The organism is Synechococcus sp. CS-1326, from assembly GCF_025128115.1.
GTDB lineage: Bacteria > Cyanobacteriota > Cyanobacteriia > PCC-6307 > Cyanobiaceae > Regnicoccus.
In genome coordinates this window covers 50,523-66,354 of sequence record NZ_JAHLYV010000025.1, presented here as the reverse complement: position 1 = coordinate 66,354, position 15,832 = coordinate 50,523, and the positions used below count along the sequence as shown (strand labels likewise).

Here is a 15,832-nt window from a genome sequence, read left to right as displayed (position 1 = left end):
TGCCGAGCTTGATTCCGCAGGGTGCGTAGGCCACGACCACCAAGCCGATGAAGGTCGTCCGTCGTGAGCCCGCGAAGACATGTCGGCAGGGGATCTATCGCGCCGATGACTGCCTCAAGTTTCGCCCTCTGAACAGATACGGCTGTTCAGACCTGCATTGTTGGTTAACTGGGTGAAAGTACCGTTGATCGTATAACCAAATGGATCATATAATGGACCGTCTTGGTCAGTTGTAAGGTAATTCCAATTGAACGATAAAGTTCCAGTGGCGCTGAAGGTGATTAAAAAATTGGTGTTATCCGGACCAGCACCATCATTGGAGCTGGTCAATGAGATCGAAGTCGGCGCTCCGACGGTGCTGATGGAGCCCCCATTGAGCTGCTGGGTCCAGTTGGCCGGAGCAAAGGGACCCTGGAAGCCGTTGACAAAGCTGATCGCCTGGGCCGGGGCCGGCAGGGCCAGGGAGGCCAGAATCGCCACAGCGCCACCCATGGCAACGCTCACCCCAGGGCAACGGAGTGCCTTGGCTCCAAAAAGAGTGGGTGCTGACATTGAGCTGCCTGTGGACGGGTTCAAGAAAATTGAATGGCTTCCTGATCGGAGGTGGCCTGCGAGGGGCGATCAACCATCCAACCAACGGCCGATGCGTGCCTGAAAACGCCTAAGGCGATCGCCAGTGGGCTGGTGCCCGTTGGTTGGGGACTTCTTCTGGCCGCTGGCAACGCTGGTGGGATCATCTCCATCCTCCGCGCTCGCCAATTCATATTGAGCGTAGCTGCTGGCTGGATCGTACGTACCGTAACCATAGCCGTAATCGGAGTAGCTCCACCGGCTATAGCCGTAGTCATAGCCATAAGCGCCGCTCTTCTCTCCCTTGGGACGGTGGGCATTGGTGACCACCCCGAGCAAGGGTGCGCCGGCCGCGCGGATTCGATTGGCAGTCTCGACCGGCAGAGAACGGTCCACTTTGTTGAGGCTCACCAAAAGGATGATTCCATCCAGGAGCTCTCCCAGCAGAATCGCGTCGGCAAGCCCAAGCGCCGGAGGAGTGTCGTACAGAACAATGTCGAATTGGCCGCAGGTTGCCAGATCGTTCACCAACTCGGCCATACGGGCTGAACTGAGCAACCTCGGAGGATCGGGAGGACGCCGTCCTGCGGTGAGCACAGACCAGTTGGGATAGCCTTTAACGGGAAGCACCAGCTCGCCCCAGCTGAGACCTTCCTCGGTCAGCAGGTTACTGAGCCCCTGAAGGTTATCCAGGCCGATGCGGACGTGCAACTGAGGCTGCCGCATGTCCGCATCCACCACAAGGACCCGCTGACCGAGCTCCGAAAGTGTCTTGGCCAGGAGGGTGATCAGCAGGCTCTTACCCTCGGCCGGAATCGAGCTGGTGATCGCCAGCGAGCGCAATGGCAGATCGGTCTTCAGGAAGCGAAGGCTGGTGAACAGATTGCGCATCGCCTCCTGGTAGTAGAACCGCTGATAGCCATCGCTGCCACCCTTGAGTCCATCAAGCTTGTCGAGCTGAAAGCGCTTGCTACGCCTCAGTCCCTCGAAGAAAGCCACATAGGGCATGTGGCCCAGAAGGGGATCGGGAAGCTCATCGCGTACCTCGAGCGGGCTGTGGAAGACGTGATCGAGCCGATCGCGCAGCACAGCCACAGCGGCTCCCCCCACCAGACCCAGCAACAACCCTTGAAGCAATCCCCGGCCAACCTTCGGCTCCACCGGGGTGAGGTTCACCTGGGCAGGTGAGATCACCTTCCAGGGGGTACTGCGCTGGGCGATCTCCAGCTGAAACAGCTCCCGGGTGCGCAGGTAGTTGGCCAGGTTGGAATCAGCGATGTCCAGTTTCTGCCTTAGGGCTTCATAGGAGCGCAGCAGGGCCGGCTGCAGCTGGAAAGCACGCTCCAGGTCGTTGATCTGACGACGGGTGGTGGCGGTGGCATTGGAATTTTCGAGTAAAGCCGCATCCACCGCCTCCAATCCCTTGCTCTGCAGCAAAGGCCGGAGCTGATCCCGGGCCGCGATCAGGCCGCGCAACTGGGGTGCATCTTGCCGATACAAGGCACGTGCTTTGGCGATCTGTTCTTCGAGGCGGCCGAGCTCATCCAACAACGATTGGTTCGGCAGATTGGCCTCAAGACCGTCCTGACCGGACACACCCGATCCCTTGTTGCCTCCGATGCTGAAATTCCGCGCCGAGAGCTTGCCTAGGCCGACATCCCGGCGGACAGCCTGAAGCCGACTGGCTTCGCCACGCTGAAGCATCAGTTGGTTCTGAAGTGCATCCAGCTTCGAGCGGTTGGCCTTGGCTTCATCGCCTGGAACAACGAGACCGTTGGTTTTGCGGAACTGCTCCAGATCCGCCTGAAGCGCATCACTCTTGGCCTGCAAAAGCGGCGCCTGGCGGTCGAGGAACTTGAGACCCTCGTTCAGGCGCTCCTGCCGCTGGGAGAGGGCCCAGTCCAGATAGGCCTTACCGGTGAGCTTCAATCCAGCCTCAACCGTCTGCGGATCAGAACCAAAGCCCCTCACCGCAAGGACACCCCCAGCCAGCATGGTGGTGGCCTTGTCAGCGCTGACAGGCACCAGGCTCACCTCGATTCGCGGCAGCCGGGTCACCCCCTGCTTCACCAGTGTGAGAAAAACCGGATCAAGGACCACCGCACTCTCGAGCACCCGAATCAGGGTGGGCACGTCGCTGGTGAAGTTGTTCCGGGCAAGTGATTCAATCGCCGTTCCTCCATCGCCGCTGCCTGAGCCAGTGCCGCTGCTGGACGGGCGATCGTTGATCGGATCGGAAATCAACAACAGAAACGACCCTTCATAGAGAGGCGACTGAAGCCGTTGGTAGATCGTCTGAACACCCACCGCAAGCGTGATCGCCGCCACAGTGATCAAAAACGGTCGCCGCCGCCGTCGGATCACCTTGACAAGAGCAGCGATGCTGAATCCATCGTTCTCCTTGCGGGTGCCCGTCCCCGGTCTGGGCAGACCCTGGTCGTAGGGCATCGTCTCCGCTCCGGGAACGGAGGCAGACGATGCCGTGGGGTCGCTGCTGCTCGACATGGAACCGCTGTGAGGAGGCATTGGCTTCAGCCTGCATGGTATCTGCGTCTCCTGGCAACGCATGTGTTCAGATACAGGCCCCGTAAGATCAGCAGATGGGAGACGGCTTGTCAGCAGTGGGGTTTGGTCTCCGGCGGGGACGGAGCTTTTTCCGGATCACGGCCTACACATTGATCCTTGTCTTTGTCTTCAACACCCTTCCAACGTTTCTCCCCTTCCCCTTCGGCCAGAATCAGGCTCTGCTGAACGCCCTGCAACAGCTGGTTGAACGTTCCACGCTTCCGGTGGTGTCCCTGGTTTTCCTTTACCAGGGCTTCGTGGATGGGGCGTTGCCGGCTCTGTGGGAATACCGCCTCGCCCTTGCCGTTCGCCCTCTGCTCGGCCTGGTGGCCCTGGGCTACCTTCTGATCGCCATTTCCATAGTGGCGTTGAGCCTGCAGCTGCAGAGCGATGGCATCAGGCAGCTCGAAAGTCAGCGGCTGGACAACCTCAATCTCGTGATCGGCTACGAAAAGAGACTGATGGCTGCCACCGATGTGTCACAGCTCCGTGCGGTTCTCGAGGAGCAACCCGCCTTCCGCCCCCTGATGCGTGACACCACAGCGGCACTGGGCACTGTTGATCGCCCCCTGGTTGAGCAACGACAGGCCGCAAAAACACTGATGGATCGAGCCGAAGCAGATCTTCAGTACCAGTTCCTGCGTCGCCGGGCAGATCTGGCCGGCAGCCTCACCAACCAGGGAGCGCGACTTTCGCTCTCCTCGCTCTCCTATACAGGCTTTTACCTGCTCATCAGCCTTCTCTGGCCACGCTCAGACCCGGATCTGGAGGAGCGGATCCGCCAAGCCAGGATTGTCAAAGCTGATGAGGACAATGCGCCGGGAGAGTGAGGTCTGGCTCGTCCTGCTGGCGGGGTTGGTCAGCACCCAGCTCACCCTGCTGATTCGAGGCGGGGTAACGGCCTTCGCCATCATGGCGCTGTTGTCATGGGGCGGCGGTGGAACACTGTTGTGGGATTGCCTTCAAGAGAACAATCGTCCGCCTCCGCGCTTGCTTCACTTGCTGACAGGCCTGTCTCTTCTGCTGTGGTCTCTGATTGTGATGAGTGTGGCAGCAAGGCTTTACGACCCCTTGCTGCTGCTTGTTCCCGTGTCCGGGCTGCTCGGCCTTGCACTGGTTGCGGGAGTGAAACCAACCAGTCCAACCACAGGTCAGCTGGCAATGATGGGCATGCTGCTCCCCGCCCAGGTGGTGATCAACCGCTTTTTACCCACGCATGCCCTGGCCCTGCTCACGGCACACGTATCGGCATTCCTGCTCTGGCTGATGGGTCAACCCGCCACTGCCATGGGCACTTCAATAGTGATGCCGGGGAAGGAGCTGGTCGTGGATCTCAGCTGCACGGGTGTGAACATGATGAGCCTAAGCCTGGCCACTATTGCGGTAATGGCACTGTTAATTCCAGTACTCTCTTGGAACTGGCTACTTTGCCTGGCAAGTGCATCCCTGCTGATGGCCTTCACCATCAATTCATTGCGAATCGCCCTACTCGGCTTCATGACGGATCCCATCGGCACAGGCTGGCTGGAAACACTTCAGAGTTTCCATTTCTGGCATCAAGGCGCGGGCTCACAGATGTTCTCCGTTGTGACAGCTGGATTAACCTGCATGCTGCTGCTGGCAGCAATCGAGTTCAAGTGGCAAAAGGAAAAAAGGCAATAAAGTGAACTGGTCAAAAACTTTTTCAATCATATTCCTAGCAGGTTGGTCTGGTTTTATCAGTGTAGAGAGCTGGTTCCGCCCACACGGCCCAAGCAATCCCTACCTCTTTCCAGAGGCAATCAATCTGGATGGAGCGAGGCTTCACAAGTTCAAAACTGAAGCAAAAGAGACTACGCTACCGACAGAAGTAAGCATTCGAGACTCGGCAGATTACCGAACACCAGACGGGAAGACTTACCTCTTTCTCAAATGGATTACACTATCATCAAGCGGCACAGGAATCTTTTTCCCAATAGAAAAGGTCTCGGAATCCATTCTAGGCCCTCAAGGTCGTGGGTACTGCCAAGTCGTCAGCCCCAAAGGCTTACCCCCGACCTTGATAAAATCGGCAGAAGGCTATCAATCGATGATCGGGAAAAGGAAGCCTTCCGAAATGCACTTGATCCAGTGGCTCCTAGGACTGAAACCACTCATGGCCCATGGCTGTTTATGGATCGGCCGAACCGGCCAAGGTTCTAGGCAAGGAAGCATGCAAGCCATTGATCTACCACTGAAACGAATGCAACGATGAAGCACGAACACAACAAAGGCTTCCTGATTCGCCGCAGTTTACTACTGGCACTCGACACCTTTCTGATCAGTGCTTCCTTCCTGGCAACGTTCTATCTCCGAATGCAAGGAGATATCATGACCTATTTAATTGCATATCGTGAACTTCTGGCTTGGGCGGTTTTGATTGGCATCACGGTTCTGGCCAGTAGTGGCTGGTATAGAAGTCTTACCCGCTATTCAGGCAGCTTATCTCTATACGGACTGCTACCCCGTTCAGGACTATTTGTGTTGCTGCTGCTGCTGATCAGCACACTCCAGGGCGGTTCCCAGCCACCCCGTTCTTTTTGGCTGATCTTCTGGTTGCTGTTCTCATTCAGCACGATTACAAGCCGCATTCTTCTTCGCGATCTGCTGAGGCTGAGCTTAAAAGGCTTGCTTCAGAAGCCAGGCAAACCCACAATCATTTACGGGGTCGGGAACGCAGCCCTACGCCTTTATGAAGATCTTCGCAATGACCAACGCTTTCGATTGGTAGCCGCAATCGACGACGATCCTGCTTGTTGGGGCAGACGCATTCAGAATCTGCCAATCCACTCACCAGATAATCTTGGCAAACTGATCTCGCGACACGGCATCGAACAAGTATTGCTGGCTCGCACTGGAGATACAAAACGAGGTCAGCGTCAGATTGTGGATCACCTCAGTGGCCTTGGCCTCAATGTACTGGTGATGCCAACACTTCGCCAACTGGCAAGCGGCGAACGATTGGCCTCCGATCTGAGGCCCATTGCAATTGAAGACTTGCTCGGCCGCGAACCGAGCGAAGCGGATCCGAAGCTTCTGGCAGCAGCAATCAAGGGACGCTGCGTTCTGGTCACCGGTGCAGGTGGCTCAATTGGGACAGAACTCTGCAGACAGATTCTTCGACTGAAGCCCACCCGGCTAGTGCTGTTAGAGCGCAACGAATACTCCCTTTACAGCATAGAACAGGAACTGAAGCAGAATGCACTACAAGAAAAGGTATCCGTTCCTCCCGTGCGTGCTGTACTTGCTGACTCTCGAAAACAAGGTTACTTGGAGAAGATCCTTCTTGAACAGGGTGTGAATGTGATGTTCCACGCTGCAGCGTATAAGCACGTACCGCTGGTGGAGGTCAATCTCTGCAACGGTGTCGAGAACAACATTCACTCGACTCAGTCGGCTCTCCAAGCTGCTATCAACTGTCAACTGGATCGCTTCATTTTGATCTCCACAGACAAGGCAGTTCGACCCACCAACGCGATGGGTGCCAGTAAACGAGTCTGTGAACTCCTCGTCCAGGCAGCAGCTCAGGAAATCGCAGCTTCAGGGTCTGGAACAATCTGCACGATGGTTCGTTTTGGGAATGTGCTCGGTTCTTCTGGTTCCGTAATTCCACTCTTCCGAAAGCAAATATCCCGCGGCGGCCCGATCACCGTTACCCATCCAGAAATGACCCGATACTTCATGACCATCCAGGAGGCTGCCCAGCTGGTGCTTCAAGCAGCTGGGATGGCTAAGGGTGGAGAGGTATTTCTACTCGACATGGGTGAGCCGGTTAAGATTCTCAATCTAGCCAGACAGATGGTCCAGCTTTCCGGATTATCTGTACACAATGAAAACGGAAGCCAAGGGGATATCGAAATTCATTTCACTGGGCTGCGACCAGGCGAAAAACTATACGAGGAACTACTGATCAGCGCTGTTGATATCTGCACTGACAATCCACTGATCTACCAAGCCAGGGAGAACAGCTTGAAACCAGAAGTACTTCGCAAATTTATGCTAGAGATGGATCAAGCCATTGATGAAATGAATCCCGAATGGGTCAAATCTCTGTTGCAGCAGATGGTTGATGGCTATCAGGATGCACCCACGAATGCATTCGGGCCGCCGGCCATGGCAACTGAAGATTTAGGACGAACAGAAATGAACACCTTGAATATCAGCAGACGACTCCGTTCTCCATTTGCACCTCCCAGCAACTGAGGGCAAAGCGATGATCACACCATCCTTCGATGCCAAGGCTATTCAGGCTCTTCCTCCACAGCACCCCGGCCGATTGTGACGCCCCTCCGAAAATACGAAACTGAGATCGCTGGCTTCACCAATATCAAGACGCAAAAACTCTCAAGCAAGCGTAGCGAATGGCAGCAACATCGCCAATTGACATCTGGCAGTTTGGAGAGGTTCGAGCTGTGGAGCACTCCCGATGAGCGAGCAGAGCATTCCAGGCTGCCAGGCAGAATCCACTGATTCAGACATTATCTGTCGGAGCAAAATCTCTAAACCAAACAGCTTGCCTGCTGGGCAGTACGCTGCCATTACCGAAGCCATCAAGCGATTGCGCCTCAAACGCTGGATGCCATTGATTGAGCGCTGTGAACAGGGCTGATCAGCGAGAACCACACAGCCAGTATCGAGATCATGCTCAAAAGATTCGACCGATGGAGCGTGCCATCAGAAAAAATGTCCATGGAAGGCTGGCAGGCCATACCTGACGACGCAAGTGCTAACTCTTGTCCGGGGAAGGAAGAGTATTGATCGTCGTCAAATGCATGAAGAGCCATGTACCTAACCAATGAACACTCTAGCGAATCTGAGGATAGCGTGACTTTCATTGTCAATGTGGATCTGAACGGCATCTGCATCTCGCTGACATCAGCTTGAGAATGCATTTACAACGCATGGTCCCTGCTTCAAGGAAGTCGGCTTCTGCAGGCTGAGTTGGCTCAAGAAATTTCCAAGGTAATCATTTATGATTTGAATGAAGGCATCCCTGCCTGCAAAAGCGCCCATTCTCAGGCGACGGCAATCAGCACTAGGGATCATCCCGGCATAAAAAAATCCTTCTCACAGTATTTAGTGCCACGACAAGATAATGCCATCGTCGACGAGTAAAAGTTCAGGTTGGAGGCACTGATTATGTTTATGCTGCCAAAACCTATCGGAGGGACATGCTTACTGACATGGGACTTTTCTGCACACTCCTTTGGCTGCGTCTTGCCTCAACTCCGAAACCATGCTGACCAATTCAGCTGTGTTGAGCTTAACTAATTCGATTGAAAAGTCATCGGCTGCCAGTGAGTGACGGAGCGGTTGAGAGCTATCCGGCTTTTTGTGCAGTGACGCGTATCTGATGGCTTTGGTGGCCTAAGGCCACAATGCCCCTAATCAATGCGAGCACCGAGTTGCTATTGGGTGGTGTAAGCTTGATAAAGCAATGGGACCATGTGACCATTTGCTAAAATTCTGATTTCCGGGACGGGATGGAACGGAGAGGACAAGGTATGTTTTTCCTGCTGTTGATGGCGGCAGTTCCTCTCTTCCCTGTGAGCGGAGTGAATGCTAGTGCGCCTTCTACAATTTCAAAAGATCACATTTTCCCTAAACAGGCTGATTCTTCCGCTGCTGTTCAGCAAGACGCGTACATTTTAGGTCCCGGCGACAGACTGCTATTGCAGATGCTTGATCCAAACGCTCAAGTCTACGGAGGGACATTGGAGATACTGAATGATGGAACCGCTTCGTTAGCTCTGCTCGGCTCCGCCCAGCTCTCTGGTCTGACTATAAGTCAGGCGACTCAATGGCTCACCCAGCTATATGGTCGTTATCTGATTCGTCCAGATCTCAGCCTGTCATTGGCGCAGCCACGCGCAATGCAAGTTAGTGTACTGGGGGAAGTTCAAACCCCTGGTGTTTATAGCCTATCTCCGCGTGGCGACGGCTCTGCAGTTCAGGGTGTTGCTGGTGGAGGCACATCTGGCCTTCCTACTGTCGTTTCTGCAATACAGAAAGCCGGCGGAATTACATTGAATTCAAATATCCGCTCCGTAACTCTGCGACGCAAACTGCCAGGTCTATCGAACGATGTCAAGCAAGTTACATTGGATCTAGCGAAACTACTTCAGACAGGAAACTTAAGCCAAAATCCGTTTCTTTTTGATGGAGATTCCATTACTGTTGCGCGTGCTCTGGATCCATTGCCAGAGGAGGTTATCGCCCTTGGATCAATCAATTTGTCTCCCCAGACAATCAGCGTTAACATCATCGGCGAAGTGAAAGCCCCTGGGATTATACAGCTAAAGGCCAATACCCCCTTGGTAGAAGCTATCTTGAAAGCTGGTGGCCCAACCGACTGGAGAGCGCAAAAAAGCAATGTTGAGCTTGTTAGAATCAACCGGAATGGATCAGTGACCCGCCAAAAGTTTTCACTGAATTATCAGCAAGGGGTCTCGAATGCTTTCAATCCTCCTTTGCGAGATGGAGATTCTGTCGTGGTTCCACGCAGTTTTTACGGCAAAGCAGTTGATGTCTTGAATCAGGTGGTTGCTCCCTTAGGCCAAGCTTTTAACTTTTACACGGTTTATTGCTCACTTACCAACAACGATGGCACGAATCGTTGCTGAATTTTCCCCTCACTCTTCGTAATCACTCGCGCGATTTCAAGTGAATCATTCACTTAAGGCCATTCTCCAAGCCGTAGGCTTGGCATCCGTCATTCAACTTCTTTGGCTCCCTTCACTATTGCATGATTTCAACGACCAACGCGATCAGTCCAGGCGACTGGCTGAACTGGTCAAGAGGGGCCAGGCAACAAAAGCAGACCAGGAGATGCAACCCAATCAACCAATCGATTTGTTATTGGGCCGTGCAGACAGCCTTAGCCAGCGGCATCAAAAGCCCGTTCTTCCACCAGACATCTCTCATTCCAGGGACGGTGGATCTGTCATCCTGAATTCCGATAAGTTCATCGGTCTGTCTCGCCAGGAAGCCAGGCAAAAAGATAGCCCCGTCGTACCTATTGGCTCGCTTCTTAATCGCGACTCCCTAGGTATTTTGAGGCCAATCATGCGAGACCAATTTTCACCGGCTGAATTACTGGGTGGTCCCCTCACTCTGGCTTCCCTCGATGAAGCACCAATGCCAGTCTTAGCCCGATCTGAGCGACAACGCTGGCTGGCCAGTGGGGATCCGCTCGCGCCTCTCAATTCCGAATGGCGCGAGCCGATGCGTCGAGCGATCCGGCAACTGGCAGCCTCTGGCCAACCGAAGGCGGCTCTACCGGTGGTTCAGCATTCCAAGACGGTTTTTGTTCCCTCCACGCGGATTCGCAAGAGCGAGCAGGTGCCTGTGGCGATTCATGCTGATGGCACCGTGCAGGTATTAAGACGCCCTGCAGCATCGGGAGCTCTTCGGGACATCGAAGACTGGTCCCAGCGACAGACCTTGCCGGAGCCAGGCAAAGTTGTGGCTACCGTTATCCACCTTGACCCCCTCCCCGCGCCGATACAGCGAAGTGCCGCTGCTTCAACTCCGACCGTTTTCCAGAACCGCAGCCAACAACAGACTTCCACGGATCCTGAGCAAGTCGTTAACCTTAATTCGACAGAACATCCTCCTACCAATGAGGCATCAAGTTCAAGTCAATGAGCCATTCTCCCTGTAAGGAGATCAAACAATCTTCAAGCAGATGGCTTGCCGAGTTCCGACGGTCCAAGTGGATTCGATGAATCACTTAAATCACATTCTCTGACACAGCAGATGCCGAGAAGGAATGTATCTTCCCTGCTAATACCCAAAGACCGGATCATTCAATCGATATTGGAATGTCTAGCCTTAGGCCTTGAAAGATCGTCAACTCATCAACCATATGTTTTACCATTGTGAAATGAGGATACACTTTGGACCTTTTTCTACGCCCCTCGCTCACTACACATCAAGCAGGCTTTCGGGTGAAAGACGCTTTTGCATCAATCAACTTGCTTCCGCGTCACCGGCCAGCACTCCCCTGATCACCCTGGCGATCGCCTCGATCTGCACGCTGTCGTAGCCCCAGCGCTTCAGGAAGGCCACATCTTCACCAGTGCCGTCGGTGGCCGCCAGCAGCACCGTCAGGCGCTGCTCCGCAGCAGCGGGCTCCAACCAGGCCAGCAGTTCGGCGCAGCGACGCTGCACCCGCTCGGAGCGGCCTTGCTGCTGCTCGTCGCCCTGGCGCCCATGCTGCACGGCCATCGCCGTGCTCATCGCCAGGTTGCGCGCGGTGAGATCCACCACCCCCTCGCCCGCGAGCCGCAGACTCTGGGCCAGGGGTTCGGGCAGCCGGTCCATCAGGGCTGAATCCCCGGCCAGGGCCACCACAAAGAAGCCCCTGGCCCCGTCGCGGCTGGCCACCAGCTCCCCCACCCGTTCGGCCAGCACCTCGTCGCTCAGTTCCCCTCCCTCCCACAGCCCGATCCACTGGGCCGTGATCTCCATCGCCTGGGCGAAGCTGGGAGCGGCGGGCGGCACGGTGGTGGCAGACGGCACGGCTGCTGCAGACGGCACGGTGGCGGTATCGGGGCTCGGTTTGGACATCCCTGCTCGGCTAACTGGCACTGTTGAGACTATGGAGAATCCAACGCCGCCGGAGTTCAGCCGGCCCATTCCGGCTGAATCAAGCCCGCCGGCTTCCATTCCGCTGCTGCCGACCCAGAGCGTTGCCGGTTTCCGCTCCGGCTTCGTCGCCCTGATCGGCCGGCCGAATGTGGGCAAGTCCACCCTGCTCAACCAGCTGGTGGGCGAAAAGGTGGCGATCACCTCGCCGGTGCCCCAGACCACCCGCAACCGGCTACGGGCGATCCTCACGACCCCCTCCGCCCAGCTGGTGCTGCTCGACACCCCTGGCATCCACAAGCCCCACCACCTGCTCGGAGAGCGGCTGGTGCAGAGCGCTCGCGGTGCGATCGGCGAGGTGGATGTGGTGCTGCTGCTGATGGATGGCAGCGAGCCGGCCGGCCGGGGCGATCGCTTCATCGTCGAGCTGCTGCAGCACTGCCGAGCCCCGGTGCTGGTGGCGCTCAACAAGCAGGATCTGATCGAGCCAGCCGCCGCCACCGCCCTTCAGGCCAGCTACCGGGAGCTGCTGCAGCTGGCCGCGCTCAACGCCCCCCTGCTCCCCTGCAGCGCCGTCAGCGGTGAGGGCTGCGCCGATCTGGTGGCGGCCCTGGCCGCCCAGCTCCCCCTGGGGCCCCACCTCTACCCCACCGACACGGTGAGCGATCAACCGGAGCAGCTGCTGCTCTCGGAACTGATCCGCGAGCAGGTGCTCAGCCACACCCGCGAGGAAATTCCCCATTCGGTGGCGGTTCAGATCGAGCGGATCGTCGAAGACGGCAAGCGCACCGCCGTGCTGGCCACGGTGCTGGTGGAGCGCTCCAGCCAGAAGGGGATTCTGATCGGCAAGGGGGGCCGCATGCTCAAGGAGATCGGCAGCGGCGCCCGCCACCAGATGGAGAAGGTGTTTGACGGGCCGGTTTATCTGGAGCTGTTCGTGAAAGTGGTGCCGAACTGGCGGCGCAATGCGGCGCGACTGGCCGAGCTGGGCTACAGCGGCTCCTGAACCCGGGGCTCCTGCAGGATGGAGCATCGCCCCCAGACGTCCCGCCGTGACCGGCCCCCAGCCAGACCCCTCCGCCGCCTTTCCACCGGGCAGCCTACCGGCCTTCCTCGCCCTCTGCGCCGGTCAGTGGATGGCCCTGCGCAGCCAGTTCAGCCCCGAGCGCCTTCCTGGCGAGGACGCCGATGACGCCGAAGACGACGCCTGGCACAGCAGTGAGCGCGGCGAGCTGGTGGTGAGCGCCCTGATAGCAACCAGCAGCGGCAGCCTGGGGGGACTGGCCGTCACCTCGCCCCAGGGGGACACCAGCCGGATTGATTTTCAGGCCGATGGCAGCCTGCTGGCCTGGGAGGGCGCCGCCGCCCTCGGCCGCTGGCAGCTCTGGCCCGACGGCAGCCTGGAGCTGGTCACCGAGGCGGGCGGGCTGGAGCGACGGGAGCGGATCTGGTTCACCAAACCCAACCTGCGGCTGCGCAGCAGCGTCGTGCACAGCAGCGACGGTGCTGCCGCCCAGGCCAGCTTCTGCTCGGAGATTCGCCGGGTCAGCCCCCCATGAGCGGCCTGCGGCTCGATGTGGTGAGCCTGGTGCCTGAGGCCTTCGCCCTGCTCGCCGGTCTGGGGGTGATCGGCCGGGCCTTTGCGGCGGGCATCGCCGAGCTCCACACCCACAACCCGCGCGATTTCGCCACCGACCGCTACCGCAAGGTGGATGACGAGCCCTACGGCGGCGGGGCGGGGATGGTGCTCAAGCCGGAGCCGGTGTTCGCCGCCTTCGAATCGATCCCGGTGCTGCCGCGGCGGCGGGTACTGCTGATGACCCCCCAGGGGCAGCCGCTGCGCCAGGCCGACCTGCGTCGCTGGGCCAGCGGCAGCGACCAGCTGGTGCTGCTCTGCGGCCACTACGAGGGGTTCGATGAGCGGATCCGATCCCTGGCCGATGAGGAGGTGTCGATCGGCGATTTCGTGCTCACCGGCGGCGAGCTGCCGGCGATGACCGTGATCAACGGCGTCGTGCGGCTGCTGAGCGGCACCCTCGGCACCGCCGCCTGCCTGGAGGAGGAAAGCCACACCGCCCTGCTGCTTGAGCACCCCCACTACACCCGTCCGGCCAGCTTCCGCGGCCTGGAGGTGCCGGCGGTGCTGCGCAGCGGTGACCACGGCGCCATCGCCCGCTGGCGCGCCGACCAGCAGCAGCAGCGCACCCGCGAGCGTCGCCCCGATCTCCACGCCCGCTGGCAGGCGGACCAGCAGGCTCCCTGATCCAGGCGGCAGTGAGCAGCAGGGGAGTGAGCGGCAGGCGGCGGCAGTGGGCTGGAAGACTGGAAGGAATCTTGAGGGATTGCCTGCATGCAGCTGCGGATCGGCAACGGCTACGACATCCACAGGCTGGTGCCGGGGCGGCCGCTGATCCTGGGGGGCGTGCGGCTGGAGCACCCGCTGGGGCTGGATGGCCACAGCGATGCCGATGTGCTGGTGCATGCCCTGATCGATGCCCTGCTCGGCGCCCTCAGCCTTGGCGACATCGGTGGCCACTTTCCACCGGAGGATCCCCGCTGGAAGGATGCCGACAGCCTGGAGCTGCTGGCCCAGGTGATCGCCCTGGTCCGGGAGCGCGGCTGGGAGGTGGTCAACGTCGATGCGGTGGTGGTGGCGGAACGGCCCAGGCTGAAGCCCTGGATCGAGGCGATGCGGGCCTCGATCGCGGCGCGACTCGGGGTGGAGCCCGATCAGGTGGGGGTGAAGGCCACCACCAACGAGGGCCTCGGTCCCACCGGCCGCGAAGAGGGGATCGCCTGCCATGCCGTCGCCCTGCTGCAGAAGCCATGAACCGGCCCGTTCTGATCGGCCTGACGGTCCTGCTGCTGGCCTTCGGGCTGGCCCTGTCCCTGCTCAGGCCGGCAGCGGGGGCAGCCCTGGCAACCAGGGGCCTGGCGATCGGTGAAAGCGGCGTGGTGGAGGTGCTGCGGCTGCGGGTGCCCGCTGCCGAGCGCACCTGCTGGCGCCAGGCCGAAGCCCACAGCTGGGAGCCCTGGTTGCTGGAGCAGGCCGGCTACCGGGGCAGGGAGCTGCTCTGGGATGCCAAGCTTGAGGAGGGGATGCTGCTGATCGGCTGGGCCCGCCAGAGCGACTGGGACGCGATCGCACCCGAGCAGATCGAGTCGGTGCAGGCCCGCTTTGAAGCGGAAGCACGGCGCTGCCTGGGGCGGGCCGAGGCTTCAGCCAATCCCTTCCCCCTGCTCTCCAGCGGCGCCCTGCTGCCGGAGCGATGAGCCGGCAACCGCCCCATCCCCAGGCTGGCGGTCGGCCGCTGGATCCGGCCCTGATCGAAGGCCTGGCCGAACTCGACCTGAACCGGCGGCAGCGGCTCGGCCTGGCGGAGGCGATCTGGGGTGAGGACAAGAGCGCCGCCCAGATCGCCGCCATCCTGGAGCGCCTGGCCGCGGTGGATTCCGAAAGGTTGGCGGGCGCCGCAGCTGAGATCATCCTGGTGACACGGGTGTCGGCGGAGAAAGCCGCTGCTGTGCTGAGCAGGCTGCAGCGCCGCCGGCTGCCCCTGGCGCTGCACCATCACCCCGAGGCCCGCTGCCTCAGCCTCGGAGCGCTGCCCGGCAGCGAGCAGCCCAGCAGTGAACCGGCTGCCACCGGTGGGGCGCCGGTGGCGATCCTCTGCGGCGGCAGCAGCGATCTGGTCGTGGCCCGGGAGGCTCTGCTAGCCTTGCATTGCCACGACATCGGCGCTGATCTGGTCGTGGACGTGGGGATCGCCGGGCTGCATCGGCTGCTCGGCAAACTGGAGCGGCTGAGCCGGGCCCGGGTGCTGATCGCCTGTGCCGGCATGGAGGGGGCCTTGCCCACCGTGCTGGCCGGCCTGCTGCCGCATCCGGTGATCGGCGTGCCAGTTTCCGTGGGCTATGGGGTGAGCGCCGCTGGAACGGCCGCCCTGCACGGAATGCTGGCCAGCTGCGCACCGGGTCTCACCGTGGTGAACATCGACAACGGCTACGGAGCCGCCATGGCGGCGCTACGGATACTGAGGGCGGTGAACCCTGAGGAGTGATGAGCAAGTCAGAGATGCTGGACGCTCAA

Annotated in this window: 15 protein-coding genes; 12 read left to right on the top strand and 3 right to left on the bottom strand. The window is 59.1% G+C overall.

The window, feature by feature from the left end; translation table 11 throughout:
• Window positions 1-114 precede the first annotated feature (114 nt).
• Both KQ307_RS09590 and KQ307_RS09585 read right to left on the bottom strand, forming a co-directional pair.
• Window positions 115-492 carry a hypothetical protein gene (locus tag KQ307_RS09590; RefSeq protein ID WP_259727843.1) on the bottom strand — a complete coding sequence of 126 codons (378 nt, stop codon included), beginning with the start codon at window positions 490-492 and terminating at the stop codon, window positions 115-117.
• Between the two features lie 129 nt (window positions 493-621).
• Complete coding sequence (locus KQ307_RS09585; protein ID WP_259727842.1) at window positions 622-3,075, bottom strand: polysaccharide biosynthesis tyrosine autokinase; 2,454 nt, start codon at window positions 3,073-3,075, stop codon at window positions 622-624.
• Between the two features lie 116 nt (window positions 3,076-3,191).
• Here KQ307_RS09585 and KQ307_RS09580 point away from each other — a divergent pair, with 116 nt between their 5' ends.
• The 6 genes from KQ307_RS09580 to KQ307_RS09555 all read left to right on the top strand — a co-directional run bounded on the left by KQ307_RS09580 (window position 3,192) and on the right by KQ307_RS09555 (window position 10,800).
• A complete protein-coding gene (locus tag KQ307_RS09580; RefSeq protein WP_259727841.1) occupies window positions 3,192-3,965 on the top strand; it encodes a hypothetical protein in 774 nt (257 codons plus the stop codon).
• A 25-nt stretch (window positions 3,966-3,990) separates the two neighbouring features.
• Window positions 3,991-4,797, top strand: a complete 807-nt coding sequence (locus KQ307_RS09575) for an exosortase/archaeosortase family protein (protein ID WP_259727840.1) — start codon at window positions 3,991-3,993, stop codon at window positions 4,795-4,797.
• A 567-nt stretch (window positions 4,798-5,364) separates the two neighbouring features.
• The gene (locus tag KQ307_RS09570; RefSeq protein WP_259727839.1) at window positions 5,365-7,356 is read left to right on the top strand and encodes a nucleoside-diphosphate sugar epimerase/dehydratase; all 1,992 of its coding nucleotides are present in this window, start codon (window positions 5,365-5,367) and stop codon (window positions 7,354-7,356) included.
• Window positions 7,357-7,579: 223 nt separating this feature from the next.
• Complete coding sequence (locus KQ307_RS09565; RefSeq protein ID WP_259727838.1) at window positions 7,580-7,762, top strand: hypothetical protein; 183 nt, start codon at window positions 7,580-7,582, stop codon at window positions 7,760-7,762.
• An 895-nt stretch (window positions 7,763-8,657) separates the two neighbouring features.
• Window positions 8,658-9,776 (top strand): SLBB domain-containing protein, encoded by a 1,119-nt coding sequence (locus KQ307_RS09560; RefSeq protein WP_259727837.1) that lies wholly within the window; start codon window positions 8,658-8,660, stop codon window positions 9,774-9,776.
• Between the two features lie 79 nt (window positions 9,777-9,855).
• Window positions 9,856-10,800: a hypothetical protein gene (locus tag KQ307_RS09555; RefSeq protein WP_259727836.1), complete on the top strand. Its 945-nt coding sequence runs from the start codon at window positions 9,856-9,858 to the stop codon at window positions 10,798-10,800.
• Between the two features lie 324 nt (window positions 10,801-11,124).
• Here KQ307_RS09555 and KQ307_RS09550 read toward each other — a convergent pair whose 3' ends face one another.
• A complete protein-coding gene (locus KQ307_RS09550) occupies window positions 11,125-11,724 on the bottom strand; it encodes a hypothetical protein (RefSeq protein ID WP_399242247.1) in 600 nt (199 codons plus the stop codon).
• A gap of 31 nt (window positions 11,725-11,755) precedes the next feature.
• Between KQ307_RS09550 and era the strand changes: the two genes are divergently transcribed.
• From era to larB, 6 genes are all read left to right on the top strand, one after another.
• Window positions 11,756-12,748, top strand: coding sequence for a GTPase Era (era, locus tag KQ307_RS09545; RefSeq protein ID WP_259727835.1), 993 nt, complete (start codon window positions 11,756-11,758; stop codon window positions 12,746-12,748).
• 46 nt (window positions 12,749-12,794) lie between these two features.
• Window positions 12,795-13,301 (top strand): phycobiliprotein lyase, encoded by a 507-nt coding sequence (locus KQ307_RS09540; RefSeq protein ID WP_259727834.1) that lies wholly within the window; start codon window positions 12,795-12,797, stop codon window positions 13,299-13,301.
• On the top strand, window positions 13,298-14,005 hold the full coding sequence (gene trmD, locus KQ307_RS09535; RefSeq protein WP_259700999.1) for a tRNA (guanosine(37)-N1)-methyltransferase TrmD: 708 nt from the start codon (window positions 13,298-13,300) through the stop codon (window positions 14,003-14,005). The genes KQ307_RS09540 and trmD overlap by 4 nt, the downstream gene beginning before the upstream one ends.
• A gap of 87 nt (window positions 14,006-14,092) precedes the next feature.
• Window positions 14,093-14,572, top strand: a complete 480-nt coding sequence (ispF, locus tag KQ307_RS09530) for a 2-C-methyl-D-erythritol 2,4-cyclodiphosphate synthase (protein WP_259727833.1) — start codon at window positions 14,093-14,095, stop codon at window positions 14,570-14,572.
• The gene (locus tag KQ307_RS09525; RefSeq protein ID WP_259727832.1) at window positions 14,569-15,015 is read left to right on the top strand and encodes a TIGR03792 family protein; all 447 of its coding nucleotides are present in this window, start codon (window positions 14,569-14,571) and stop codon (window positions 15,013-15,015) included. The genes ispF and KQ307_RS09525 overlap by 4 nt, the downstream gene beginning before the upstream one ends.
• Window positions 15,012-15,803, top strand: coding sequence for a nickel pincer cofactor biosynthesis protein LarB (larB, locus tag KQ307_RS09520; RefSeq protein WP_259727831.1), 792 nt, complete (start codon window positions 15,012-15,014; stop codon window positions 15,801-15,803). Before KQ307_RS09525 ends, larB begins: the two co-directional genes overlap by 4 nt.
• Window positions 15,804-15,832: the final 29 nt, after the last annotated feature.

What these genes read in the sequence shown, in the direction of transcription:
- larB (WP_259727831.1), top strand. Translation starts at nt 15,012, where the DNA reads ATGAGCCGGCAACCGCCCCATCCCCAGGCTGGCGGTCGGCCGCTGGAT.
- KQ307_RS09560 (WP_259727837.1), top strand. Translation starts at nt 8,658, where the DNA reads ATGTTTTTCCTGCTGTTGATGGCGGCAGTTCCTCTCTTCCCTGTGAGC.
- ispF (WP_259727833.1), top strand. Translation starts at nt 14,093, where the DNA reads ATGCAGCTGCGGATCGGCAACGGCTACGACATCCACAGGCTGGTGCCG.
- era (WP_259727835.1), top strand. Translation starts at nt 11,756, where the DNA reads ATGGAGAATCCAACGCCGCCGGAGTTCAGCCGGCCCATTCCGGCTGAA.
- KQ307_RS09565 (WP_259727838.1), top strand. Translation starts at nt 7,580, where the DNA reads ATGAGCGAGCAGAGCATTCCAGGCTGCCAGGCAGAATCCACTGATTCA.
- KQ307_RS09550 (WP_399242247.1), bottom strand. Translation starts at nt 11,724, where the DNA reads ATGTCCAAACCGAGCCCCGATACCGCCACCGTGCCGTCTGCAGCAGCC.
- KQ307_RS09525 (WP_259727832.1), top strand. Translation starts at nt 14,569, where the DNA reads ATGAACCGGCCCGTTCTGATCGGCCTGACGGTCCTGCTGCTGGCCTTC.
- KQ307_RS09590 (WP_259727843.1), bottom strand. Translation starts at nt 492, where the DNA reads ATGGGTGGCGCTGTGGCGATTCTGGCCTCCCTGGCCCTGCCGGCCCCG.
- KQ307_RS09585 (WP_259727842.1), bottom strand. Translation starts at nt 3,075, where the DNA reads ATGTCGAGCAGCAGCGACCCCACGGCATCGTCTGCCTCCGTTCCCGGA.
- trmD (WP_259700999.1), top strand. Translation starts at nt 13,298, where the DNA reads ATGAGCGGCCTGCGGCTCGATGTGGTGAGCCTGGTGCCTGAGGCCTTC.
- KQ307_RS09570 (WP_259727839.1), top strand. Translation starts at nt 5,365, where the DNA reads ATGAAGCACGAACACAACAAAGGCTTCCTGATTCGCCGCAGTTTACTA.